The sequence below is a fragment of the Streptomyces sp. NBC_00554 genome, assembly GCF_041431135.1.
Lineage (GTDB): Bacteria > Actinomycetota > Actinomycetes > Streptomycetales > Streptomycetaceae > Streptomyces.
This window is the reverse complement of sequence record NZ_CP107799.1, coordinates 2293311-2316783: the sequence shown is the minus strand read 5'-3', so window position 1 is coordinate 2316783 and position 23473 is coordinate 2293311. Positions and strand designations below refer to the sequence as shown.

Annotated in this window: 21 protein-coding genes; 15 read left to right on the top strand and 6 right to left on the bottom strand. The window is 71.3% G+C overall.

Annotation, left to right across the window (positions count from 1 at the left end; translation table 11 throughout):
* The first annotated feature begins 480 nt into the window (after positions 1 to 480).
* The gene (locus tag OG266_RS10155; RefSeq protein ID WP_371544794.1) at positions 481 to 1146 is read left to right on the top strand and encodes a Tat pathway signal sequence domain protein; all 666 of its coding nucleotides are present in this window, start codon (positions 481 to 483) and stop codon (positions 1144 to 1146) included.
* An 18-nt stretch (positions 1147 to 1164) separates the two neighbouring features.
* Here OG266_RS10155 and OG266_RS10150 read toward each other — a convergent pair whose 3' ends face one another.
* A complete protein-coding gene (locus OG266_RS10150; RefSeq protein ID WP_371544791.1) occupies positions 1165 to 2100 on the bottom strand; it encodes a lytic polysaccharide monooxygenase in 936 nt (311 codons plus the stop codon).
* A gap of 495 nt (positions 2101 to 2595) precedes the next feature.
* On the opposite strand from OG266_RS10150, the gene OG266_RS10145 reads away from it, so the two are divergent.
* From OG266_RS10145 to OG266_RS10125, 5 genes are all read left to right on the top strand, one after another.
* Positions 2596 to 4404, top strand: coding sequence for a S8 family serine peptidase (locus OG266_RS10145; protein WP_371544787.1), 1809 nt, complete (start codon positions 2596 to 2598; stop codon positions 4402 to 4404).
* Between the two features lie 95 nt (positions 4405 to 4499).
* Entirely contained in the window at positions 4500 to 5129 is a 630-nt protein-coding gene (locus OG266_RS10140) for a hypothetical protein (protein WP_371544786.1), read from the top strand.
* On the top strand, positions 5122 to 6285 hold the full coding sequence (locus tag OG266_RS10135) for a damage-control phosphatase ARMT1 family protein (protein ID WP_371544783.1): 1164 nt from the start codon (positions 5122 to 5124) through the stop codon (positions 6283 to 6285). The genes OG266_RS10140 and OG266_RS10135 overlap by 8 nt, the downstream gene beginning before the upstream one ends.
* 67 nt (positions 6286 to 6352) lie before the next feature.
* Entirely contained in the window at positions 6353 to 6754 is a 402-nt protein-coding gene (locus OG266_RS10130) for a MerR family transcriptional regulator (RefSeq protein WP_371544780.1), read from the top strand.
* Between the two features lie 4 nt (positions 6755 to 6758).
* Positions 6759 to 7622, top strand: coding sequence for a TIGR03619 family F420-dependent LLM class oxidoreductase (locus OG266_RS10125; RefSeq protein ID WP_371544777.1), 864 nt, complete (start codon positions 6759 to 6761; stop codon positions 7620 to 7622).
* A gap of 44 nt (positions 7623 to 7666) precedes the next feature.
* Here the strand turns inward: OG266_RS10125 and OG266_RS10120 are convergent, their stop codons facing one another.
* Positions 7667 to 8914: an endonuclease/exonuclease/phosphatase family protein gene (locus tag OG266_RS10120; RefSeq protein ID WP_371544775.1), complete on the bottom strand. Its 1248-nt coding sequence runs from the start codon at positions 8912 to 8914 to the stop codon at positions 7667 to 7669.
* Between the two features lie 272 nt (positions 8915 to 9186).
* Here OG266_RS10120 and cyc2 point away from each other — a divergent pair, with 272 nt between their 5' ends.
* Entirely contained in the window at positions 9187 to 11370 is a 2184-nt protein-coding gene (gene cyc2, locus OG266_RS10115; RefSeq protein ID WP_371544772.1) for a germacradienol/geosmin synthase Cyc2, read from the top strand.
* Here the strand turns inward: cyc2 and OG266_RS10110 are convergent.
* Positions 11333 to 12097: a hypothetical protein gene (locus OG266_RS10110; RefSeq protein WP_371544769.1), complete on the bottom strand. Its 765-nt coding sequence runs from the start codon at positions 12095 to 12097 to the stop codon at positions 11333 to 11335. The genes cyc2 and OG266_RS10110 overlap by 38 nt on opposite strands.
* 94 nt (positions 12098 to 12191) lie before the next feature.
* Here OG266_RS10110 and OG266_RS10105 point away from each other — a divergent pair, with 94 nt between their 5' ends.
* Both OG266_RS10105 and OG266_RS10100 read left to right on the top strand, forming a co-directional pair.
* Positions 12192 to 13058: a LysR family transcriptional regulator gene (locus OG266_RS10105; RefSeq protein ID WP_371544767.1), complete on the top strand. Its 867-nt coding sequence runs from the start codon at positions 12192 to 12194 to the stop codon at positions 13056 to 13058.
* A gap of 92 nt (positions 13059 to 13150) precedes the next feature.
* The gene (locus OG266_RS10100; protein WP_371544765.1) at positions 13151 to 13813 is read left to right on the top strand and encodes a PDZ domain-containing protein; all 663 of its coding nucleotides are present in this window, start codon (positions 13151 to 13153) and stop codon (positions 13811 to 13813) included.
* A gap of 2 nt (positions 13814 to 13815) precedes the next feature.
* On the opposite strand, the gene OG266_RS10095 is transcribed toward OG266_RS10100, so the two are convergent.
* Positions 13816 to 14568: a phosphodiesterase gene (locus OG266_RS10095; protein WP_371544762.1), complete on the bottom strand. Its 753-nt coding sequence runs from the start codon at positions 14566 to 14568 to the stop codon at positions 13816 to 13818.
* Positions 14569 to 14703: 135 nt separating this feature from the next.
* On the opposite strand from OG266_RS10095, the gene OG266_RS10090 reads away from it, so the two are divergent.
* From OG266_RS10090 to OG266_RS10080, 3 genes are all read left to right on the top strand, one after another.
* On the top strand, positions 14704 to 15327 hold the full coding sequence (locus tag OG266_RS10090) for a LysE family translocator (protein ID WP_371544759.1): 624 nt from the start codon (positions 14704 to 14706) through the stop codon (positions 15325 to 15327).
* Between the two features lie 93 nt (positions 15328 to 15420).
* Complete coding sequence (locus tag OG266_RS10085) at positions 15421 to 16536, top strand: aminopeptidase P family protein (protein WP_371544757.1); 1116 nt, start codon at positions 15421 to 15423, stop codon at positions 16534 to 16536.
* A gap of 78 nt (positions 16537 to 16614) precedes the next feature.
* Positions 16615 to 17544 carry an aminoglycoside phosphotransferase family protein gene (locus OG266_RS10080; protein WP_266474038.1) on the top strand — a complete coding sequence of 310 codons (930 nt, stop codon included), beginning with the start codon at positions 16615 to 16617 and terminating at the stop codon, positions 17542 to 17544.
* Positions 17545 to 17582: 38 nt separating this feature from the next.
* On the opposite strand, the gene treZ is transcribed toward OG266_RS10080, so the two are convergent.
* Positions 17583 to 19328 carry a malto-oligosyltrehalose trehalohydrolase gene (treZ, locus tag OG266_RS10075; RefSeq protein WP_371544754.1) on the bottom strand — a complete coding sequence of 582 codons (1746 nt, stop codon included), beginning with the start codon at positions 19326 to 19328 and terminating at the stop codon, positions 17583 to 17585.
* Positions 19329 to 19538: 210 nt separating this feature from the next.
* Here treZ and OG266_RS10070 point away from each other — a divergent pair, with 210 nt between their 5' ends.
* From OG266_RS10070 to OG266_RS10060, 3 genes are all read left to right on the top strand, one after another.
* Positions 19539 to 20090 (top strand): DUF1707 and FHA domain-containing protein, encoded by a 552-nt coding sequence (locus OG266_RS10070; RefSeq protein WP_266474034.1) that lies wholly within the window; start codon positions 19539 to 19541, stop codon positions 20088 to 20090.
* Between the two features lie 229 nt (positions 20091 to 20319).
* Complete coding sequence (locus tag OG266_RS10065; protein ID WP_371544751.1) at positions 20320 to 21645, top strand: M14 family zinc carboxypeptidase; 1326 nt, start codon at positions 20320 to 20322, stop codon at positions 21643 to 21645.
* Positions 21642 to 22052 carry an SSI family serine proteinase inhibitor gene (locus tag OG266_RS10060; protein WP_266474031.1) on the top strand — a complete coding sequence of 137 codons (411 nt, stop codon included), beginning with the start codon at positions 21642 to 21644 and terminating at the stop codon, positions 22050 to 22052. The genes OG266_RS10065 and OG266_RS10060 overlap by 4 nt, the downstream gene beginning before the upstream one ends.
* 16 nt (positions 22053 to 22068) lie before the next feature.
* Here the strand turns inward: OG266_RS10060 and OG266_RS10055 are convergent, their stop codons facing one another.
* Entirely contained in the window at positions 22069 to 23319 is a 1251-nt protein-coding gene (locus OG266_RS10055) for a M14 family zinc carboxypeptidase (protein ID WP_266475029.1), read from the bottom strand.
* Positions 23320 to 23473: the final 154 nt, after the last annotated feature.

The following is a 23473-nucleotide window of genomic DNA, read 5'->3' as shown; positions in this document are numbered from 1 at the left end:
GGGCGGCCGCTCTGATCTCCAACTTCCGTTCCCTGCCTTGACGTTGACCGTCCGGCGGGTCTAGAACTCTCCCTTGTTTCCACGGATCCGTGGCGCCGGATCCGCAGCGCGGCACATGTCACCCTCCTGGTCCCCGCTCTGTCGCGGGGCGGCGTGACACATCCGAAAGCGCTGCCATGTGCATCTGAAGCGCATCCGAAATGCGCGCGGCGCAATCTCCTGTCCAGCTCCCCCCACGGCACCGGCACGGTCGCCTTCCCCCTTGGGCCGTGCCCGGTAGCCCCGTTGTCGCTGCCGGTCCGTCGCGTACGGAGAAGACGTCACGGGCCGGCAGCGGCCCCCTGCCCGCGCACCCCCTTCGGGAACGCGCACCCCCTTCGGGAACGCGCACCCCCTTCGGGAACGCGCACCCCTTCGGGAACGCACACCCGCACCCCGTCGGAATCACGCACTCGCACCCCTCCGGAAAGAGGCACCCCCATGCGTACTCGATCCCTCCTCGCCCTCATCGGTACCGCCACGGCGCTCGCGGTGTCCGCCACCGTCCCCGCGGCCGCCGCCGACACCCCGGTGCTCACCACCGGCAGCCTCGGCGGAACCCCCGTCGCCGTCGGTGACGTCCTCAACGCCTCGCTGGCGAGCGGCACCGCTGCCACGCTCTACTCCAGCAGCACCGGCACGAGCGGCATCTCCTGCACCTCGTCCGCCTTCACCGCCACCGTCACCGACAACCCGGCGGCTCCGGGAACGGCCACCGAGTCGCTCACCGGGCACACCTTCGCCACCAGTGGTTGCACCAGCAATGTCATCGGGGTGCTCGGCGTCACGGGCATCACCGTCGACAACCTCCCCTACACCACCACGGTGGCCTCCGACGGCACGGTCACCGTCACTCCGGCCGCCGACTCGACCATCCAGACCACCGTCGTCCTGCGCACCCTGCTGGGCAGCATCACCTGCGTCTACCGGGCGCCGAGCCTCTCCGGCACGGCGAGCAACACCGACAACAGCATTGCCTTCACCGGTCAGCAGTTCACGAAGTTCTCCGGCTCGTCCCTGTGCTTCAGCAACGGCTACTTCACTGCCAAGTACGCGCCCGTCACGGACACCAGCCAGGAGGGCAGCCCGGTGGTGTACGTCAACTGATCCACGCCGGAGCCCTGTTCAGCGGCGTCGCCAAGCAGTGAGGGCGACCCCCGCGGCAAGGAGGAACGCCGCCGCTCCGCCTGCTACCAGGGGGAGCGCGGTGTTGCCGCCGGAATCGCTGTCGGCGACGGGGGTGAGGTCGTCGGGAGCGGTCTCCTGGGCCGGCGAGGCGGCCGTCTGCGTGGGTGTGGGCGTCTGCACGGCCGGAGAGGTCGTCCGCGGCGGCTCCGGCGACTTGGTAGTGGGCGAAGGCGTCCGCTGTGCCGGTGAGGATGTCGCCGGTGCGGCGGCTCCGCCCGTGCCCTTGGCCGCTGCGGGGAACACCACGTCCGAGCACGAGTAATAGGTGTCCGACGTGCTGGAGTTCTGCCAGATCGTGAAGAGCAGCTGGCGGCCGGTCCGGTCGGAAGGCAGCGTGGCCCTGACGCTGTAAGCACCGTTGACGAGCGCCGGGTCGGTGGCGGTGGCGAACGGCTGAGAGGGCAGGTCGGACCACTTCAGGGGCTGCGTCGGGTCGTAACCCGGCTTGGTCAGATACAGCTTGAAGGTCCCGGTGTGCGGGATGGTCGAGCTGTACTTGAGGGTCAGGGCCGCACCGGGAGTCAGGCGGGTCGAGGGCCAGTCGGCCCGGGCGAGATCGAGGCCCTTGTAAGCGGAAAGCCCCCCGCTGCAGAGCTGCCCGTCGGGGATCACCTCGCGGTCGCGGCCGTTGACACCGGCGACCCGCAGGTTGTCCCAGGCCGTGAAGGGCGCACCGTTCGCGGCGATCGCCGCCGCGCAGGCCGCTGTGCGGGTGTTGCTCCCGCCCATGGGCGAGCACGCCACCACCCGGCTGACCGGATCCGTCGGCGCGCCATGTGCCTGGGCCGGTCCCGCGGCGAGCGTGGTGAGCAGCAGGGGTACACCCAAGGCGACGGCGGCCGCTGCGGCGGTGCGGTGTGCGGTCACGGTCATCGGGACGGTCTCCTCGGCGGGGCGGTGGGGACAGCGGCAAGGCGGGTGCAACGGGGAAAGCGGCAAGGCGGGTATGGCAGGGAAAGCGGAAAAGCAGGTACGGCAGGGAAAGCGGCTAGGCAGGCACAGCAGAAAGCCGGTGCGGCCGCACCGCATCACTTGAGCGGCCGCACCGCACGGTGGAGTACGGGAACCGAGCGCCCTGCGTTCAGATCCGCAACGGTGCCGAACCCGGGCGTTCCCGGCCAACCGCCCGTATCCGAGGGTTGGTTACCAGCCAAGTCGAGGGTTTCCCCTGTATCCCTCTTACCTGCGCTTTGCCTATCGTTCGACCACAGCCACCCCACAGGTAACCCCTCACCGGTCGCTACGCGCATGGTCGGCCACCGCGCCGCTTTCTGGTTTTGCACCCCCCGCCGCTTCGACGACGAAGCGAATCGACCGCTGCTCCGCCTCGCACCGCGCTGCCCGGAGCCGGCCCCGAAAGGCAAGCCCTTGCGTCCTTCCCCCTCCCGCGACGCCAGACGGAAGCTGATATCCGTCGCCGCGATATCCGCCGCGCTGCTGGCCGGTACGACCACCTCGGTCGCCGTCGCCCAGACTCCCGACGCCGCCCCGGCCGCCGAGACCACCGCCGCCGCGAACGCGGCCGCCGCTCCCGCCGAGCGTCTGATCGTCGGCTACAAGTCCGGCGCCACCGAGGCCAAGTCCAACACGGCCGCCGACGCCGACGCCCGGGCCAAGGGCGAGAAGGCGGGCGAGGACCTCGACTTCCAGCGCCGCCTCGGCACCGGCGCGGCCCTGGTCGACCTGGGCGCCGAGCTCAAGAAGGCGGATGTCGCCGACGTCATCGCGCAGTACCAGGCCGACCCGCAGGTCGCCTACGTCGTACCGGACCGCATCAACAAGCCGCTGGCCGACCCGAACGACACCGAGTACTCCAAGCAGTGGGACCTCTTCGAGGCCACCGCCGGCATGAACGTCCCGGGCGCCTGGGCCACCTCCACCGGCAGCGGTGTGACGGTCGCCGTCATCGACACCGGTTACGTCACGCACTCCGACGTGGCCGGAAACATCGTCGCGGGCTACGACTTCATCTCCGACACCGCGGTCTCGGTCGACGGCGACGGGCGCGACAGCAACCCGGCCGACCCGGGCGACTGGTACGCGACCGACGAGTGCGGCACCGGCACTGGTTCCAGCAACTCCTCCTGGCACGGCACGCACGTCGCCGGCACCATCGCCGCTGTTACCAACAACAGCAAGGGCGTCGCGGGCATCGCGTACAACGCGAAGGTCTCCCCGCTGCGCGTCCTCGGCAAATGCGGCGGCTACGACTCCGACATCATCGACGCCATCACCTGGGCGTCCGGCGGCACGGTCTCCGGCGTGCCCGCCAACACCAACGTCGCCAAGGTCATCAACATGAGCCTCGGCGGCTCGGGTGCCTGCACCTCCGCCACGCAGACCGCGATCACCGCCGCCGTGAACCGCGGTACGACGGTCGTCGTGGCCGCCGGCAACGAGAACTCCAACACCTCGGGCTTCTCCCCGTCGAGCTGCAGCAACGTCATCAACGTCGCCGCGACGAGCCGCACCGGCGCCCGCGCCTCGTACTCCAACTACGGCACCCTCGTGGACATCGCGGCCCCCGGCGGCCAGACCAGCACCGGTACGGCCAACGGCATCCTCTCCACGCTGAACTCCGGTACGAAGACCGCGTCCACGGAGTCCTACGCCTACTACCAGGGCACCAGCATGGCCACCCCGCACATCGCGGGCCTGGTGGCGCTGATGAAGTCGGCGAACTCCTCGCTGACCCCGGCCCAGATCGAGTCGGCCATCAAGACCAACGCCCGTGCCCTGCCCGGAGCCTGCACCGGTGGCTGCGGTGCCGGTCTGGCGGACGCGACGAAGACGGTGCAGGCGGTGAGCGGGTCCGGCGGCTCCACGGGGGGCACCACCTTCACCAGCGCTTCGGCCGTCGCGATCCCGGACGCGGGCTCCGCCGTGGAGTCGCCGATCACCGTCAGCGGCCGCACCGGCAACGCGCCCACCGCCCTCCAGGTCGGCGTCGACATCACCCACACCTACCGCGGTGACCTGGTGATCGACCTGGTCGCCCCGGACGGTTCGACGTACCGCCTGAAGGCCTCCAGCTCCTCGGACTCCGCGGACAACGTCAGCACCACGTACACGGTCGACGCCTCCAGCGAGACCGCGAACGGCACCTGGAAGCTCCGCGTCCAGGACACGGCCGCGCAGGACACGGGCACGGTCAACAGCTGGAAGCTGACCTTCTGACAACCGGCTTCTGTCGTATCTCGTACGGTGCCTCGCGGCGTCCCGGGTTCCGGGGCGCCGCGAGGCCGTTGTACACGCCGGATACTGTGACGGCCATGGTGAACGAGTCGGCCCAAGGGGCAGCTGGCGTGATGTGTCCGGGCTGTGGCGGATCCTCGGTGCGTACGGTCGAGCAGGCCCGCTCCGAGCGGAAAGCCGGTGAGAAGGCCGGCGAGAAGGCCGACTGGAGGTCCGGCGGGAAGCCCGAGCGCGGCAGCCTGGCCGACCGGTTGGCCGTGTCGCCCGGCGCGACGGACTCCTTCGACTCGTTCATGCACTTCCTCGAAGGCATGGTGTTCACCGGCCTGGGCGTCGGACTCGCGTACACCGGTGTGCAGCAGGACAAGCCGCTGTACACGATCGGCGGGGTGCTCCTCGCGGTCCTGCTGTTCGTCGGGACCATCGTGGTGATCCGCGGCGAGGCGCGCGAGAGGGTCGTCGTGCCCAGGGGTGAACTGCGCGCGGAGCGGCTGTGGCGGGCGGGGTACTACTGCTCCGGCTGCGAGTCGGTGTTCTGCCCGGACGGCTTGCAGTGGCAGGGGACGCTGACACCCGAGCAGTTCAAGAAGCTGATGTGGACCGAGGCGGGTTACGCGGACCGGCTAGCCCATGATGACAAGGCCAAGGAGGCTACTGTGCCTGCCGAGGCCTTGTCCCGCACCGGAGGACCGCACCGCCATGTCTGACGCCGAAGGCGCACCCGTGATCCTCAGCAACGCGCCCGGCTCGTTCCCGTGGAGCGTGCTGGCCGAGCGGCACCCGGCGCTCATCCGCAAGGTGCGCAACGCCTTCCCGTACGCCCCCGAGCAGCAGCGTGCGCTCGACGCCCTGCTGAAGAACTGCGCCGAGGGCGTCATCGAACCGCTCGGTGCGCAGGCGGAGGGCCGTGAGCAGTGGGAGGTGTGGGGACGGGAGTACTTCGGCCGGTCCTGGTTCGACGTGCCCTTCCTGTGGTCCGAGAGCTACTTCTACCGCCAACTCCTCGAATCCGTCGGCTACTTCGCCCCTGGACCCTGGCGTGGCATCGACCCCTTCCGCCCCTTCAAGCTTGCCGAACTCGACACCCCGGAGGCGGACGGGGAACTCGCCGCGCTCGACGACCTCGCGCACCAGCCGGTCGAGGACCAGGAGTTGGCGCTGCTGCACGGCTCGCTGTGGGGCAACCGCGCGGACCTCGGCTTCCGCCTGGCCGGCGCCGACGGTGAAACGGCCGGCAGCCCCCAACTCGTAGCCGATGACAGCGAGTTGCTCCGTTCGCTGTTCGCAGGTGGCACCCTCTGCGTGGTCGCGGACAACGCGGGCCGCGAACTCATCCCCGACCTGCTCCTCATCGACCATCTCCTGCGCCATGGCCGCGCGGGGCGGGCCGTCCTGCACGTGAAGCCGTACCCGTACTACGTCTCCGACGCCACGACCGCGGACGTGGTCGACGCGGTGCGTCACCTCGCCGCAGCGAAGGGCGCCGCCGGTGAGTCGGGCCACCGCCTCTGGTCGGCGATGACCGACGGCCGCCTCACGGTCCGGGCCCACCCCTTCTCCTGCGCACCCCTGCCGTACGCCGACATGCCGGACGACCTGCGCGCGGAGTTCGCCGGGGCGGACGTGACGATCATGAAGGGCGACCTGAACTACCGCCGCCTGATCGGCGACCGGTTCCGCCCCGCCACCACACCCTTCGCGACCCCCACCGCGTACTTCCCGGGTCCCGTCGCCGCCCTGCGCACCCTCAAGTCCGACGTGACCATCGGCCTCGACGCCCGCACCGAGGCCGCACTCGTCGCCGCCGAGGAGCAGCGCTGGCGCACGAGCGGCACGCATGCGCTGATTCAGGCCAGGCGGTGACGGCGAACCGCCGTCCGCTGTCGGGGCGTTGACCCTGACACTAGTGTCAGGGCCCTAACGTCGCGGCGTGCGAAGGGAATCCATCGGCATGCTCATCGGGGAGCTGTCCCGCAGGACGGGCGTCAGCACTCGGTCGTTGAGGTACTACGAGCAGCAGGGCCTGCTGGCTGCCGGACGGACGGCTAACGGCTACCGGGACTACGACGAGTCGGTCGTGGTCCGCGCCGCCAACATCCAGGGTCTGCTGCGTGCGGGGCTGACCGTCGACGACATCCGGGAGCCGCTGGGCCACGGCTGCCTGGACGAACCCTTGGATCAACTGCCGCTGTGCGAAGGCGCGTTGGAGACCGCCGCCGACCGGCTCGACGAGCTGGACCGGCGGATCGGCGCGCTGCGGCAACTGCGCGAACGGCTGGCCGGACAGGTGGAGCGGACACGGGACGCGCTGGACGCGCGTGAGAGGAGCTGAGGGTATGCGGATCGGAGTGGGACCGCACCGGCTGTGGCCGGGACAGGAGAGCGATCTCGACGGGGTCCTGGAGACGGCCCGCACGGCCGAGCGGCTGGGCTTCGACCACCTTGTTGCAGGGAGCCATGTCCTCGCGGGCGACCTGGGGGTGACCGCGGACCCGCTGGTGCTGCTGTCGGCGATCGCGGGTGCGACGGACCGGATCCGGGTGGTGACCAGCGTCCTGATCCTGCCGCTCTACAACCCCGTCGTCCTCGCCCATCAGGCGGCCACCCTCGACCGCGTCTCGGGCGGCCGTTTCACGCTCGGCGTCGGCACCGGCTGGGACGCGGCGGAGTTCGCCGCGGTGGGTGCCTCGTTGCGCGGGCGCGGCAAGCGGATGGACGAACAGCTCGCCGTCATGCGGGAGTTGTGGGAGGACCGGGCCGAGGGGATGCGGCTGGGAGTACGGCCGCGCACCCCTGGTGGACCCGAGGTGTGGATCGGCGGAGAGAGCGACGCGGCACTGGGCCGGGCCCTGCGGTACGGCGACGGGTGGCACGGCTCGGGAGTCGACGCGGCCGCCCTGACCGCCGTACGGGAACGGCTCGCGACGCTCGGCAAGGAGGCCGGCCGGGATCCGGACACCCTCGCGCTGACCTCGGGCGCGTTCCTCGTGCCACCGGGCTTCTCTCCGGCCGTGGACATGCCGTGGCGGCCGCTCGGCGGCGAAGAGGCCACCGCCGACAGTGTGAACGACGAACTCGGCCGGCTCGCCGAGGCCGGTCTCGCCTCCTGCTCCCTCTGGCTTCCGGTGACGACGGAGGCGCTGCCCGACGCGCTCGCGTGGGTGGCGGCGGAGGTGCTGCCGGTGTTCTCCGGAGGCTGAGGGATCGAAGGGGCGGGCCTCCGGAGGCCCGCCCCCACTCGCCGTCAGCCGACCCGCACGTCCTGCCACACCATCCGGTGGTCGGACGTCGGCACGGTCGTGCCGTTCCCGACGAGCCGGTACAGGGGATCGTCCGACGTGGGCCAGAAGATCCCGTTGGACAGCGGCGTCAGCCCCTTCGACGGGAGGACGTGGTCCACCCGCAGATTGCCGGGCGCGACGTCGTTGAAGTCGCTCGTGTCGTACGCCGGGTTCCCGACGTGCGAGGTGTTCGCACCGCCCTGGAGCCTCGCGGCCTCCACACCGCCCGCGCTGGCGGGCGGAGTCTTCGGCAGCCGCACCGCCGGGTGGTCCAGGAGCTGCAGAATCGCGTCGTCGTAGCTGTCGCCGTCGTGCGGGTCGGCGTTCTGGTCACCCGCGATGACGAACCGCGCCCCGGGCCGCAGCCCGCCGCGTACCCCCTTGTCGTCGTACAGGTAGGCGCCGCGCCTGCGTCCCCCGATGTAGTCGGCCCACAGCCGGATCTCGTCGTGGTTGCGACGCCCGTTGCGGTCCTCCGTGCCGTCGAAGGTGGGCGGGGTCGGGTGGGAGACCAGGAAGTGCACGGTGTCGTGGCCGACGCGGACCGGCACGTCCCAGTGGCTCTTGGAGGACAGCCGCAGGATCGCGCGGGCCTCGGCGCTGTAGTAGCCCTCGGGAATGATGTTGCCGGGCATGTCCTTCCACAGGAAGTTCTGGAAGGTGCGCACCGCGCGGGTGTCGATCGGGCATTTGGAGAGCACGACCATGCCGTACTGGCCCGGGAACCAGCCGTACCCGTAGGCGTCCTGCCCGTACGCGTCCGAACCCGGCGTGGTGACCGCCCCGTTCCTGCCGTCGAGGTCCACCCCGGAGGCGACGCCGGTGTTCACGGGAGCGGTGAAGTGGTACGGGAAGTGGATCGGCTTGGAGCCGTTGTGGCCCACCGCGAGGTAGTTGCGCAGGAACAGGCCGACCGAGGTGCCGTTCTCGTCGTAGTCGAACTCGTTGATCAGGACGATGTCGGGATCGACTCTCTGGATGGTCTCCGCGACGTTCTGCGCCTGGATGTTGCCGGGCGTCGACAGGTCTGTGATCAGGGCGCCCTGGGTGCCGCGGTTCAGGGAGGCGTTGAAGGTGGCGAAGCGTACGGAGCGCTTGCGGTCGGCCGCCGACGCGCTGAACGCTGTCGACCCGGCCAGCGCCGCTCCGGCGAGTCCGGCGAGGGCGGCGCGGCGTGAGAACGGGCGGTGCGACGGGCTCGGCTGGTTCATCGGGACTCCGGGAAGGGGAGGGGACGCGTGACCCCCCGTAGTCTCTGCGCGTAGATGCGGCCGCCACAAGGGTTGTCGGCGACTTGGAGGTACGGGGACGGGATCGGCCAGAAGCCGGTGAAGTCCCGTCCAGTTGCCGTCCTTCGGCCGTACACCGTGGCTTTAGGCACGACGTTGCCGGTGCGGCGTACGTTCACACGCCGATTCACGCGATGGTGTGATCATGTCCCGGCCCGTGGATGCCCCCGGAGGGCCCTGGGTAGTGCCCGGCCATGACGCAGCCGTTCGAACTCCCGCACTTCTACATGCCGTATCCCGCGCGGCTGAACCCGCATCTCGACGAGGCGCGGGCCCACTCGGTCGAATGGGCCCGCGGAATGGGCATGCTGGAGGGCTCCGGTGTCTGGGAGCAGTCCGACCTCGACGCGCACGACTACGGGCTGCTCTGCGCGTACACGCACCCCGACTGCGACGGCCCGGCGCTCTCGCTCATCACCGACTGGTACGTGTGGGTGTTCTTCTTCGACGACCACTTCCTGGAGATCTTCAAACGCAGCCAGGACCGCGACGGCGGCAAGGCCTACCTCGACCGGCTGCCGCTCTTCATGCCGCTCGACCTGTCAACTCCCGTACCGGAGCCGGAGAACCCCGTCGAGGCGGGGCTCGCCGACCTCTGGGCGCGCACGGTGCCCTCGATGTCCGTCGAGTGGCGCAGGCGGTTCGCCGTCTCCACCGAGCATCTGCTGAACGAGTCGCTGTGGGAGCTCTCCAACATCAACGAGGGGCGGGTCTCCAACCCCGTCGAGTACATCGAGATGCGCCGCAAGGTGGGCGGCGCCCCCTGGTCGGCGGGGCTCGTCGAGTACGCGACCCGCGAAGTGCCCGTCGCCGTCGCCGGGTCGAGGCCGCTGCGGGTGCTGATGGAGACGTTCTCGGACGGGGTGCATCTGCGCAACGACCTGTTCTCGTACCAACGGGAGGTCGAGGACGAGGGGGAGCTCAGCAACGGTGTCCTCGTCCTGGAGACCTTCTTCGGCTGCACGACCCAGGAGGCCGCCGAGACCGTCAACGACGTGCTCACCTCCCGGCTCCACCAGTTCGAGCACACGGCGTTCACCGAAGTGCCCGCGCTTGCCGTGGAGAAGGGGCTCACGCCGGACGAGGTCGCGGCGGTCGCCGCGTACACGCAGGGGCTCCAGGACTGGCAGTCCGGCGGCCACGAGTGGCACCTGCGGTCCAGCCGCTACATGAACGAGGGGGCCCTGTCGCAGGGAGAGCCCTTCGGCGCCGCCGGGTTCGGGACGTCCGCCGTCGACATCGGCGCGCTGCTCTCGGCGGCCGGCGCGGAGCGGCTGCGCTCGTACACCCACGTCCCGTTCCAGAAGGTCGGCCCCTCGCAACTCCCCGACTTCTACATGCCGTTCGAGCTGACGCTCAGCCCGCATCTGGCGGGCGCCCGGGATCGGCTCACCGGCTGGATGCGGGACATGGGGATGCTCCAGGAGGGCGTCTGGGACGAGGACAAACTCCTCGCCTACGACCTGCCGTTGTGCGCGGCGGGCATCCACCCGGACGCGACGCCGGAGGCCCTAGACGTCAGCTCCCAGTGGCTGGCCTGGGGCACCTACGGCGACGACTACTACCCGCTCGTCTTCGGCAACCGCCGCGATCTGGCCACTGCCAAGCTGGTCACCGCGCGCCTGTCGGCCTGCATGCCCATCGACGGTGAGGAGGTCCCCGTCCCGGTGAACGGCATGGAGCGCGGTCTCATCGACCTCTGGGAGCGCACCGCCGCGGACATGAACCAGGACGAGCGGCGCCAGTTCCGGGCCGCGGTCGACGTGATGACGGAGAGCTGGTTGTGGGAGCTGTCCAACCAGCTCCAGCACCGCATCCCCGACCCGGTCGACTACCTGGAGATGCGCCGCGCCACCTTTGGCTCCGAACTCACCATGAGCCTGTGCCGCATCGGCCATGGCCGGAAGGTACCGGCGGAGGTCTACCGCAGCGGCCCCGTCCGCTCGCTGGAGAACGCGGCCATGGACTACGCGATGCTCCTGAACGACGTCTTCTCGTACCAGAAGGAGATCGAGTACGAGGGCGAGGTCCACAACGGCATCCTGGTCGTGCAGAACTTCTTCGGCTGCGACTACCCGGCCGCGCTCAATGTCATCCACGACCTGATGACCCAGCGCATGCAGCAGTTCCAGCACGTCGCCACTCATGAACTGCCCATCCTGTACGAGGACTTCAAGCTCTCCGAGGAGGTGCGCCAGGTCATGCAGGGCTATGTGGCGGAGCTGCAGAACTGGCTCTCCGGCATCCTGAAGTGGCACCAGGACTGCCACCGCTACGCCGCCGCCGACCTGGCCCGCCGCGCCCACGGCTTCGTACCGGACCGGGTCCCCGCACTCCCCTTCAACTGGTCGGGGACTGCGGTGCCGACGTCGGTCTGACGTTCAACCGCGCCGCCTCCGCGTGCTCCACTGCGGCTCGCGCCAGCGCCCGCACGATCGGGTGCGGACGCGAGCCGTCCCCGGACAGCTCCGGCTGGAAGAGGGTGGCCAGGAAGAAGGGGTGGCCGGGGAGTTCGGCGATCCGCGCCTGGCCGTCCTCGTCGTGACCGCTGAACCGCAGTCCATGGGCGCGCAGGGTGTCGAGGTGGCGCGAGGGGCCGTAGGCGCAGAAGTAGCGCTCGACCGTCCGCTCGGAGCCGATCACCGACTGGGCGAGCGAGCCGGGCTCGATGGTGACCGTTCCCTCGTGGCCGACGAGGGAACAGGCGAGCGGCTCGATGAGGAGGTCGTCGGCGTCGGGGTCGTTCTCGGTATGGGCGGCGTTCGTGAGACCGCAGACGTCACGGGCGTACTCCAGGAGGGCGTGCTGGAAGCCACCGCACGTGCCCAGGAACGGGATGCCGCCCTCGCGTGCGGTGCGGATGGCGGTGAGCACTCCGGCCTCGCTGCGGTACGGGCTGCCGGGCAGCACCCACACGGCGTCGAAGCCGCGCACGGCTTCCTCGTCCATGGCGTCCTCTGACGGGATCCAGTAGGCGTCGAGGACGAGCCGGTCACGGGTGGCGAGGGCGTCGAGCAGGAGCGGGACGCGGGTGTGCGAGACGACGTTGGGGGAGCGGTCGCCCACGAGGGCGAGGCGAGCGGTGTGCGTGGCGTTGTCCGTCATGCCGACATCCTCGGCGGCCCTGCTCGTTCACGTCCAACGATGATTTCTGCACCCTCGATAAGCAACGCTGATGTGGTCGGGGATCCTTGAGCACATGGACCCGCATCTCCTGCGTACGTACGTCACGGTGGCCCGGCTCGCCTCCTTCTCGGAAGCCGCCCGCGAGCTCGGCTACACCCAGTCCGCGGTGTCCCAGCACATCGCCGCGCTGGAACAGGACCTCGGCACGCCGCTGCTCACCCGCCGCCCTGTGGTGCCCACCGCGTCCGGCGAGCGGCTCCTCGAACACGCGGGACCGCTGCTGCTGCGCCTGGACGCCGCCCGCGCCGACGTCGTACGGATGGCGGCCGCGCCCGAGCACGGGCTGACGCTCGCGGTGGCACCGACGGCGCTCGGGCCGCGTACGGTCGCCGCGCTCCCCGCGGCCGGTGTGACCGTGCGGGTGCTGGCCCGCGACGAGATCCCCGCGGCGGTGGCCACCGGCGTCGCGGACCTGGGCCTCGTCGACGGACTCGCCGCGCCCAGCGACCCGCTCCGGCTGCCCGACGTGGCGCCGCTGACCACGCGGAGTGTCGGGGAGGAGCCGGTCTGCGTGCTGCTGCCCGAGTCCCATCCCCTCGCCCGCCGTACGGGGTTGCGCCTCGGCGACCTGGTCGACGCCCGCTGGCTGGACGCTCCCGGTGCGGGCCTGCCGTTGGCCCAGCTTCGTACCGCGAACGGCAGTGGAGGCTTCCGCCCGGCGCTGCGCTACGAGGGCACCGACATCCGCACGCTCACGGCGCTGGCCGCGGCCGGGCACGGCCTGACCCTGCTTCCCCGGGCGATGGCCACCGGTGTCCCGGGAGCCGTCGCCGTGCCCCTGGTGTCGCCGCGTGTGGTGCACCGGACGGAGCTGGTGCACGGCGGATCACTGCGCGGAGCCGCGGCGACAATGGCGGACAAACTTCTCGAACGCGCTTGACAGTCTCACTCGTTCGTGAATCGTCGCGCGCCCGGGCGCCGGGTAGAGCAACAGCCGGGGGCGGTCCGTAGAGCATCTGCCGGAGGCGATCAATGGAACAGACCGCGTTGCGTCCCAAGCCGATGCCCGGTCAGGAGCCGGGCGGTGGCCGTCCGTCCGGCGGCGTCCGGCGTCCGCACGCCGCGCGGCGACGCGGCAAGCGGCTGATGACTCTGCTGTTCGGCCTCTTCGTGGGGACCGTCCTGGTCCTGTCGGGCGTCGGACTCGGCACCGTGGGCGCCACGGTGATCGGGATGAGCAAGCTGGCGGATCTGCAGAAGCAGGCGGCGGGGGCGGGCGCGCCCGGCCAGTCCGCCCCGTCGGGACAGACCTCCGGAGCGGCATCGCCCGGTGACTCCAAGTCGGCGCCGGACAGCGGGAGTTCAACCCCCGCGAAGGAACCGAAGGAACCGGGGAAGTCGGAGGACGAATCGGGGAAGGAACCCGTGCGCGCAACGCTCGGCGTCGAGGCCGTCGACGCCTCCGAGGACGCGGGCGCACTCGTCGTCGGCGTTCACGTCCCCGGCCCGGGCTACGCGGCAGGACTGGTGCGCGGCGACGTCCTGCTCGCCTTCGGCGAGACCCGGATCGACTCGGCCGCCGACCTGGCACGGGCGGTCGCCGCGGCCGACCCCGGGAGGTCCGTCACACTCACCGTGCGGCACGCGAACGGCAACCAACAGCAACTGTCCACGACCCCAGGGGTCGTGACCTGAGCTCAGACCACCCTGAAGTGGCTGGTCAACCGCCCCTCGTCGTCCAGCACATGAAACGCGAACCCGGGAGGAGCATCCCGGTCCGCCGCTCCCTCGCCCTCCCAGGGCAGCCGCAGCGTCCACGTCACCCCGGGTCCGACGACCAGCGGCCGCCCGGCGAAGGAGGTCGCGGCGGGCGTGTGCGCGTGGCCGGTGATGAGCCCCGCCACCTCGGGGCGCCGCTCCAGCAGCGCGGCCAGGGAGCGCGGCCTGCGCAGCTGGTAGGCGTCCGGCAACGGGTGGTGCAGCGCCACGGGCGGGTGGTGGAAGGCGAGCAGCGCCGGCACATCGCCGTTCAGCTCGTCGAGCGTCGCCTCGATCCAGGCGTACGTCTCCTCGTCGAGCTCGCCCTCGTCGCGGCCCGGAATGCTGGAGTCGCACATCAGGACGGCCGCGTCGTCGAAGACATGGACGCTGTTGACCGGCCCGTCGGCAGCGGGTTCCCCGAGCAGCGCCTTGCGGTAGGGCGCGCGGCTGTCGTGGTTGCCCGGGCAGGTGAGTACGGGGAAGGGTGTCGCGCTGTCGCGCAGCCCGAGAAGGCGCGCAGCCTCCTCGTACTCGGCCTCCGTGCCGTGGTCCGCGATGTCCCCGGTCACCAGGAGTGCGTCCACCTTCCCGGGAAGCCCCCACAGCCGGTCGCGTACCCGCTCGGCCCGCTCCGTCGCCCGCTCGGTCCCATCCAGATGCAGGTCACTGATGTGTGCCAGTACGAGCATGCCCATCCCTTCATCGCCCTAATGGGTGAAATCGATCTAACCATTAGATCTAATGGCGTGGCAACGATTGGCCATTAACTCCGAGTCGCCGGAAAAGGGTTGGCCGAGATCGGGACCGCACGCCACGATGGCGGCATGCTGAGCACCCTCCTCGCCTTCCTCGGCGCCTGCACACTGATCGCCGCCTCGCCCGGACCGAGCACCGTGCTGATCATCAAGCGCTCACTGCACAGCAGGCGCTCCGGCTTCCTGACGGTGCTCGGCAACGAGACCGGCGTCTTCGCCTGGGGAGTCGTCGCCGCATTCGGCCTGACCGCACTCCTTGCCGCCTCCGAGCTGGCGTACGACGTCATGCGGATCGTCGGCGCGGCCGTGCTCGTCGGCTTCGGCGTCCAGACGCTGTGGCAGGCGCTCCGTTCCAAGGGAACCGTGAACAGCGAGGGCTGGGAGGGCGCCGGGAAGAGCGACTGGGCCTCCTACCGAGGTGGTCTGCTGCTCAACCTCGCCAACCCCAAGGCGGCCATCTTCGCGATGTCCTTCCTCCCGCAGTTCGTGCCCGAGGGCGCCCCGCATCTGCCCACCATGGTCGGACTCGCCGCGCTCTGGGCGGTCTACGAGGTGGGCTATTACGGCCTGTACGTGTGGTTCGTCGGCCGGATGAAGGCCGTACTGTCCCGGACCGGCGTGCGCCGGCGCCTGGAGCAGGTCTCCGGGGGCGTACTGCTGCTCCTGGGCGCCCGGCTGGCCCTGGAGAGCTGACGCGAGCGCGGCAACCGGCTCGCGCCCGCCCCACTGGAGGGGCAGGATGCTGCCCGTAGCCCCCTGGGGAATCCGGGAAAGACGGAGGCATGGATGACCGGCACACCCGCGCCCTTCACCGCCGGTGACTACGAGGCCCGTATGCGGCGCGCGGCCGATGCCGCCGCGGACGCGGGGCTCGACGGCGTCCTGGTCGCGCCGGGGCCCGATCTGGTGTGGCTGACCGGGTACCGGCCCGTGGAGACCGAACGGCTCACCGTGCTGGTGCTCAGGCCCGGCCAGGATCCCGTCCTCGTCGTGCCCACCCTGGAGGCCCCGGACGCGGCAGCGGCGGCCCCCACGCTGGCACTCCGTGACTGGACCGACGGCAAGGACCCGTACGAGGCGACCGGCGCCCTCCTCGCCGGCTCCGGCCGCTTCGGCGTCAGCGACAACACCTGGGCCCTGCACCTGCTCGGCCTCCAGAAGCGGCTGCCGGACACGCGCTACGTCGCCTTCACCGAGGCCCTGCCGATGCTGCGGGGTGTCAAGGACGCGGCGGAACTGGACCGCCTTGCGGCTGCAGGGGCCGCCGCGGACGCGACGTACGAGGAGATCAGGAAGGTTCCCTTCGCGGGCCGCCGGGAGACGGACGTCGCCGCCGATGTCGCCGCCCTGCTGCGGCAGTTCGGGCACTCCCAGGTCGACTTCACCATCGTCGCCTCGGGCCCCAACGGAGCCAACCCGCACCACGAGGCCGGCGACCGCGTCATCGAACGCGGCGACATGGTCGTCCTCGACTTCGGCGGCCTCAAGCACGGCTACGGCTCCGACACCTCCCGCACGGTCCACGTCGGCGAACCGGACGACGAGGAGCGCGCGGTGCACGACATCGTGCGCGAAGCGCAGGAGGCGGGCTTCCGGGCGGTGCGGCCCGGTGCCGCCTGCCAGGACGTCGACCGGGCGGCCCGCGCGGTCATCACCGAGGCCGGGTACGGCGAGTACTTCATCCACCGCACCGGGCACGGCATCGGCGTCACCACCCACGAACCGCCGTACATGATCGAGGGCGAGGAACTGCCCCTCGTCCCCGGAATGTGCTTCTCCGTGGAGCCCGGCATCTATCTGCCCGGCCGCTTCGGAGTGCGCATCGAGGACATCGTGACGGTGACCGAGGACGGCGGGCGCCGCCTCAACACCACTTCCCGAGAGCTGGTGATCGTCGAATGACCGGAAGTTCTTCCCACGCCCGACCGGAAAGTCCTTCCACGCTCGGTTCCCACGTCCCCGAACGACAGCGGCGCGACCATGACCCAGGCACCGACACCGACCGCGGACGCCGTCCGCCGACTGGTCCGTACCCTGCTCGCCGACGCCCCCGCGGCGGGCCGGGGCCCCGACGTCCGGCCCATCACCGAGGGGGGCGGACACTCCACCTGGTGGGTCGGTTCGCGTCATGTCCTGCGGCTCGCCCCGGACCGCGAGGCCTCCGCACGCCAACGCCGTGAACTGCGGCTGCGTGACGTGGTCCGCCCGCATGCCGGGGTGGCGGTCCCGGTGAGCGTCGCGCACGGCGAGTGGGCCGCCGGTCTGAGCTACACCCTCGACACCAAGCTGGCCGGCGTCACCGGCGAGGAACAGGACGTCTCCGCCATCGGCGAGGCGGACCTCGCGGCGCTCCTCGCGGGGCTGCGCGAGGTGCCCGTACGACAGGCCGAGGCTCTCGGTGTTCCGCGCGCCGCGCCGCGCTCCCTGGAGGCGCTGCGGACGTCCGCCGGACGGGCCGCCGAACAGCTCGCGTCCGCCGACGAGTTCGACCCCGCCCGGCTCGCCCAGCTCACCGCGGCAGCCGCCGTCAAGCTCGCCGGACAGCCCGGCGCCGCCGTCCTCGTGCACCACGGCCTCAAGGGCGGACACCTCGTCGTCAGCGCCGACGGCCGGGTGCGCGGTGTCCTGGACTGGACCGACGCGGTGATCGGCGACCCCACCGAGGACATCGCCGGGCTCGCCGTCGCCGTCGGCGCCCCCGCGGCCGTACGCGCCGCCACCCTCGCCGGGTACGGCGCCCGCCCCTGTCTGCGCGGCCTGTGGCTGTCCCGCTGCGACACCGTGATCCGGCTCGCCGACCGTTTCCAGGGGCGTGACGAGAGCCCCGTCGCCCTCCTGAGGACCCAACTGCGCCGGGCCTGGGAGCCGATCCTGCTGGAACGCGTCACGGAACTGACGGGCGACGACTGAACCACTGTGGGCTCACGCCCGCTCGACCCGCCACCGGATCACGCCTGCCTCAGCACCACACACGACTCGCCCGGCACGCTCAACACTCCGTCCTCGCCCGGCGCCCGGACCGGCTCCCAGGCGGCCAGCACGCGCGCGTGGCGGATGCCGAGGGGGATCTCCGCGGTCTCCTTGGAGAGGTTCACGGCCACCCGGACGTCCCCGCGCCGCAGGGCCAGCCAGCGGGCCTCCTCGTCGTAGGCGACCTTGACGGCGGCGAGGTCGGGGTCCGAGAGGTCGGCCTGGCGCTGGCGCAGGGTGATCAGGTCGCGGTACCAGGCCAGTACGCGCGCGTGGGGTGCCTCTTCGGGCTCCGACCAGTCCAGGCAGGAGCGGTCCCGGGTGGCCGGGTCCTGGGGGTCCGGGACGTCCTCCTCGGCCCACCCGTGCGCCGCGAACTCCCGGCGCCTGCCCCGCCGTACGGCATCGGCGAGCTCGGGATCGGTGTGGTCGGTGAAGAACTGCCAGGGCGTGCCCGCGGCCCACTCCTCGCCCATGAACAGCATCGGAGTGAAGGGCCCGGTGAGCGTCAGCGCGGCGGCGCAGGCCAGCAGCCCGGGGGAGAGGGAGGCCGAGAGTCGGTCGCCCTGAGCGCGGTTGCCGATCTGGTCGTGGGTCTGGGCGTAGCCGAGCAGGCGGTGGGCCGAGACGCGCGTACGGTCGAGAGGGCGGCCGTGGGAGCGCCCGCGGAAGCTCGAGTAGGTGCCGTCGTGGAAGAAGCCGGACGTCAGCGTCTTCGCCAGCGACGCGAACGGGGCGCGCGCGAAGTCCGCGTAGTAGCCCTGCGCCTCACCGGTCAGTGCGGCGTGCAGCACATGGTGGAAGTCGTCGTTCCACTGCGCGTGCAGCCCGAGGCCGCCCTCCTCGCGGGAGGTGATGAGCCGAGGGTCGTTCAGATCCGATTCGGCGACCAGGAAGAGCGGCCGCCCCAGGTCCGCGGCGAGGCCGTCCACGGCCGTCGACAACTCCTCCAGGAAGTGCAGCGCCCGGCTGTCCCGCAGCGCGTGCACCGCGTCCAGGCGCAGCCCGTCAAGACGGTAGTCGCGCAGCCACGCCAGCGCGCTGCCCACGAGATACGCGCGCACCTCGTCCGAACCGGGCGCGTCCAGGTTCACCGCGGAGCCCCAGGGCGTCTGGTGGGTGTCCGTGAAGTACGGCCCGAACGCGGGCAGGTAGTTGCCGGACGGACCGAGGTGGTTGTGCACGACGTCGAGGACGACGCCCAGGCCGAGTTCGTGCGCCCGGTCGACAAAGCGCTTCAGCGCCTCGGGGCCGCCGTACGGTTCGTGCACGGCCCACAGCGAGACACCCTCGTACCCCCAGCCGTGCCGTCCGGGGAACGGGCACACCGGCATCAACTCGACGTGGGTGATGCCCAGTTCCTGGAGATGCCCGAGCCGCTCGGCGGCCGCGTCAAGGGTGCCCTCGGGCGTGTACGTCCCCACGTGCAGCTCGTACAGGACCGCGCCCGGCAGCGGACGCCCCGCCCACTCCGTGCGCCAGCCGTACCTCTCCGGGTCGACCACCGCGCTCAGCCCGTCGGGGCCGTCCGGCTGCCGCCGCGAGCGGGGATCGGGCAGCACGGGGCCGTCGTCCAGCGCGAAGCCGTACCGCGTCCCGTCCCGCGCCTCCGCGTCACCCGTCCACCACCCGGCACGCTCCGGATCGTGCTCCAACGCGCGCGTGGTGCCCTCGCAGTGGAGTGTCACCCGGTCGGCCTGCGGTGCCCACACCTCGAACCGCACTGACGGTTCCCCCTTGTTCGCTCAGCGTTGATCGCTCACCGTTGTCCGCTCACCGTGACGCAGCTTGTCCATGGTGCTTCACGCGAGATCAATTCGCTTTCGAATCCACCCTTTTGCCGCGTGTTCGCCACCTGGAACGGTCCGGTCGGCCGCAGCCGTCGTTTCCGTGTTTTCTGGACACCCCGCCCGCGCTGCCCGACAATCACGAGCGTGACGTCGTCCTTCGAGTTCCACACGTACCCCGCGCGGCTGTCCGACGCGGAGCGCGACCGGGCGCTGAAGGCGCTCCGTGACGGCGTCGCCCTCGGGCGCCTCTCGCACGACACGTTCATCCGCCGCATGGAGCTGGCGCTCACCGCCCGCAGGTCCGACGAACTGGCCGTGCTCACCGCCGACCTGCCCACCGAGAACCGCTGGTCGAAGCTGGTGTTCGGCACAGTCGAGGCGGTCTCCGGCTTCTCCGTACGGGTGCGCAGGGCCTGGCAGGCCGAGAAGCTCCCGAAGCTGCTGCTGCCCCAGCCGGCGGGCATGTACCCGCTGCGGATCGGCCGCGACCCCGCCAACGGTCTGCGGCTCAACCACGAGACGGTGTCCCGGATACACGCCGAGCTGAGCCGGCAGGGCGGTCTGTGGGTGCTGCGCGACCTCGGCTCGACCAACGGCACGACCGTCAACGGACGGCGCGTCATCGGCGCCGCCGTCGTCAAGGACGGCGACCAGATCGGCTTCGGGCGGATGACGTTCCGGCTGGCCTCGGACTGACCGCCCGGGTGACGTTCCGGCTCGCGTGGAACTGCCCCGCGCGGCCCCCCGCCGACTGAGCTCTGGCCTGGGATTTGCGCTCAGTTTTCGCCGACTCTCCTTACGCTCCACGGTGTTGACGTACCCCAAGAGGCGTGACTGACTGTGCGTACACCATGCACATCAGGTGAACCGACGGCACCACTCAGAGTGGAGGTGTGCCCTGCCGCCGCTCCTCCGCTACCCGACTGTGGACGAGCTGGGAGCCCGTGCGGCCACGCTCGTCGCCCGCCGTCCTCGCGACGCCCGACTGCGCCGCGTGGGCACGTCACGGGCGGGCACGCCGCTGTGGCTCCTGTCCGTCGGGCACGGCAGCCGTCAGGCCCTCGTCGTCGCCGGACCGCACGCCAACGAACCCGTGGGCGGTGCCACGGCCCTGCGTCTTGCCGAACGGGCGCTCGCCGACCCCCGGTTGTGCGAGGGCGCCGACGCCACCTGGAACCTGCTGCTCTGCCTGGACCCCGACGGCGCGCGCCGCAACGAGGCCTGGCTTTCGGGCCCGTACACCCTCGGCAACTACTTCAGGCACTTCTTCCGGCCCGGCTTCCTGGAGCAGCCCGAATGGCTGCCCGAGGGCGCGGAAGGGGCGACCCTGCCCGAGACCCGCACCCTCCTCGACCTCCAGGACGAACTGCGGCCCTTCCTGCAGTGCTCCCTGCACGGCGTCGACGTGGGCGGCGCCTTCGTCGAGCTCACCCGCGAGCTGCCCGGAATCGCCCAGCGCGTCGCGCACACCGCGACCCGCCTCGGCATCCCGCGCGAACTCGGCCCGTACGACACCCTGTACTGGCCGACGCTCGGCCCCGCCGTCTACCGCATCCCGCCGCCGCGCAGGGGAGACCTCGCGGCCGCCATCACGGAGGCCGCGGTCGAGTCCACCTGGTTCCACCCGCACCCGTACGGCACCGTGACAGCGGTCGTCGAGGCCCCCATGTGGGGTGTCGCCGCCGTGGAGGACCCCTCACCGCCCGCCGACGCCGACGCGGCGCTGCGCGCCGTCAGCCACGCCCTGCGCGACGACACCCGGCTCCTGGAGGGGATCCTCGCGCGCGTGCGCCCCGTTCTCGACAACTCCCCGGACGTGGCCTGCCTCCTCGCGCCCGTGGACGACTATTTACTGGTCGGCCCCGGTCTCGCCGATTCGTGGGACCCCGACCTGCACGACGGTGGAGCGCGCCCACTGCCGCCGCTCAACACCGCGCGGCTGACCGCCCTGCGCCTCGCGGGCCGCCGGGTCGCCCTGCGCACCGCGGGACTGCTGCACCAGCTCGTGACCGGCTCCGGACACGACCCGCGCGGAGCGCTGCCGGAGCTCGACCGGCTGATCGACGAGTGGTGCGCCGACTACCGCGACGGCTGCGGGGCGCGCTGGATCCCGGTCGCGCGTCAGGTCGAGTACCAGGCGCGCGTGGTGCTCGCCGCGTTCGAACTCGCCGGACGGCACGCGCGCGTGCACTCCCGTTCGGGTGAGACGGGGTGGGGTTCGCAGGCCGCGGTGCCGATGCATCGGGAATGACGAAAACCACTCAAGCGGTACGGGGCGGTCTGCTCGCGGCGGTCGCCCTCCTCACCGTGGGCGCGGCCCCGGCGATGCCTCAGCAGGCCGTCCAAGGCAACTGGCTGTACCTCACGGTCACCACCGGCGACGCCCGGTCCAGCGACACCCGCGGCACACTGCTGCTCTGCGACCCGCCCCAGGGCCACGCCCACGCGGCACAGGCCTGCGAGGAACTCCGGGCCGCCGAAGGGGACATCACCCGCATCCCGGTCAGGGCCGACGTCCTCTGCCCGATGATCTACGCGCCGGTCACCGCCTCGGCGCGCGGCGAGTGGAACGGCCGACGGACCGAGTACACGCACACCTTCTCGAACACCTGCATGATGGGAGTCGAGACGGGGTCGGTGTTCGCGCTCGGAGGCTGACTCCGTAGAGGCCGATTCAGGACTGCGCGTCACGTGCGTGGCGGGCGGCCGCGATCACCGTACGTGCCTGGTGCTCGACCTGGTGCTCCAAGGGAACCCAGCGGGCACGGAAGCGTTCGGCGAAGGCATCGCTCCAGGTGGCGACGAGCCGTTCGAGACGCGGTACCTCGCGGTCGCCGGCCTCCCGCAGGACCCGCAGCAGCATCGCGGCTGCCCGCAGCGGGATCCGGCGCCCGAACGCGTCGACACTGCCGACGTACGCCATCGTCGTGTTCGTCGGCGGCGTCCGGACCCAGTCGTCGGCCAGGCCCGGCACCAGGTCCAGCGCCCACTTCGAGGCGCGCAGGAGCGGGCCGTCGAGGCCATGGAGCCGCGGCAGCGCAGCCTTGAGCACCCCCTCCACCTGCAGCGCGTCCCACAGCAGCCGGTGCGCCAGCCGTCGCATCGCCGCCGCGGGAGCCGGGTGCGGCGCCGGATCGTCCACCAGGTCACTGGCCCACATCGGCACTTCGACCACCGCGGTGAGACCGCCGTACCGGTGGGCGTGGTACCAGGTGCTGTGCCGTGCGTCGTCGGGCATGCTCGGGTACGCCGCGTCCGAGCCGGGCGCCGGCATCACATGCACCCCGGGCCCGGAGGCGGGCCAGCCGGCGGCGTCCGACGCGGCCGTCTCCACCGGGATGTGCAGCTCCGCCGCGGACTTGGCGAACGGCTCGGCGAGTCCGGGGACGTCCTTGGTCAACTGCACCCAGCTGCCGCCCAGATCGGTCCCGTGCAGGCTGACCTGGAGGTAGGGCCGCACCTCGTCGATGACCCGGGTGAGGGCGCGGGTCTCCGGCGGCAACTGGTCGGGCGGCAGCACGGAGGGGGACCACTCCGGCTGCTCGGGCCCGGCCGGACGGAAGAAGCCGCGGTGGTAGTCGAACAGGGTGCGCGGCGCCGGCGTCACATGGAGGCTCGCCCCGTCCGGGTCCGCGCAGAGCAGGAAGTGCCAGGAGGTGCCGGCCCGCAACTCCCGCTCGTGCAGTACGCGTTCGGCCACCGCCAGCACGGTCGAGCCGCCGGTCGGCTCGTTCGCGTGCGCGCCCGCCACGACAAGGACCGCGCGCGGTGCGTGGCCCATGGACAGCAGGAGGAGAGGTCTGCCCCCGCGCGAGACACCGACTTGTCTGAGCGCGCACAGGCCGGGACGGTGAGCTGCCAACGCCCGGGCGGTCGAGACGATTTCGGTCACAGTGAGGTAGCGCAACTCCGGCAGGAGACTCACCCCCGACTTGTCCGCCCTGCGTCGCTTTCCGCAGTACTCCACGGACTGAGTGAAGTGTCAAGGAAGTGATGGGGCGGCTCCAGGGGGCGCCAAATAGCATTTACCGCTGGCAGGGGGGTGTGCACCGACAGACGGCGGATTCACCGCTGATGCA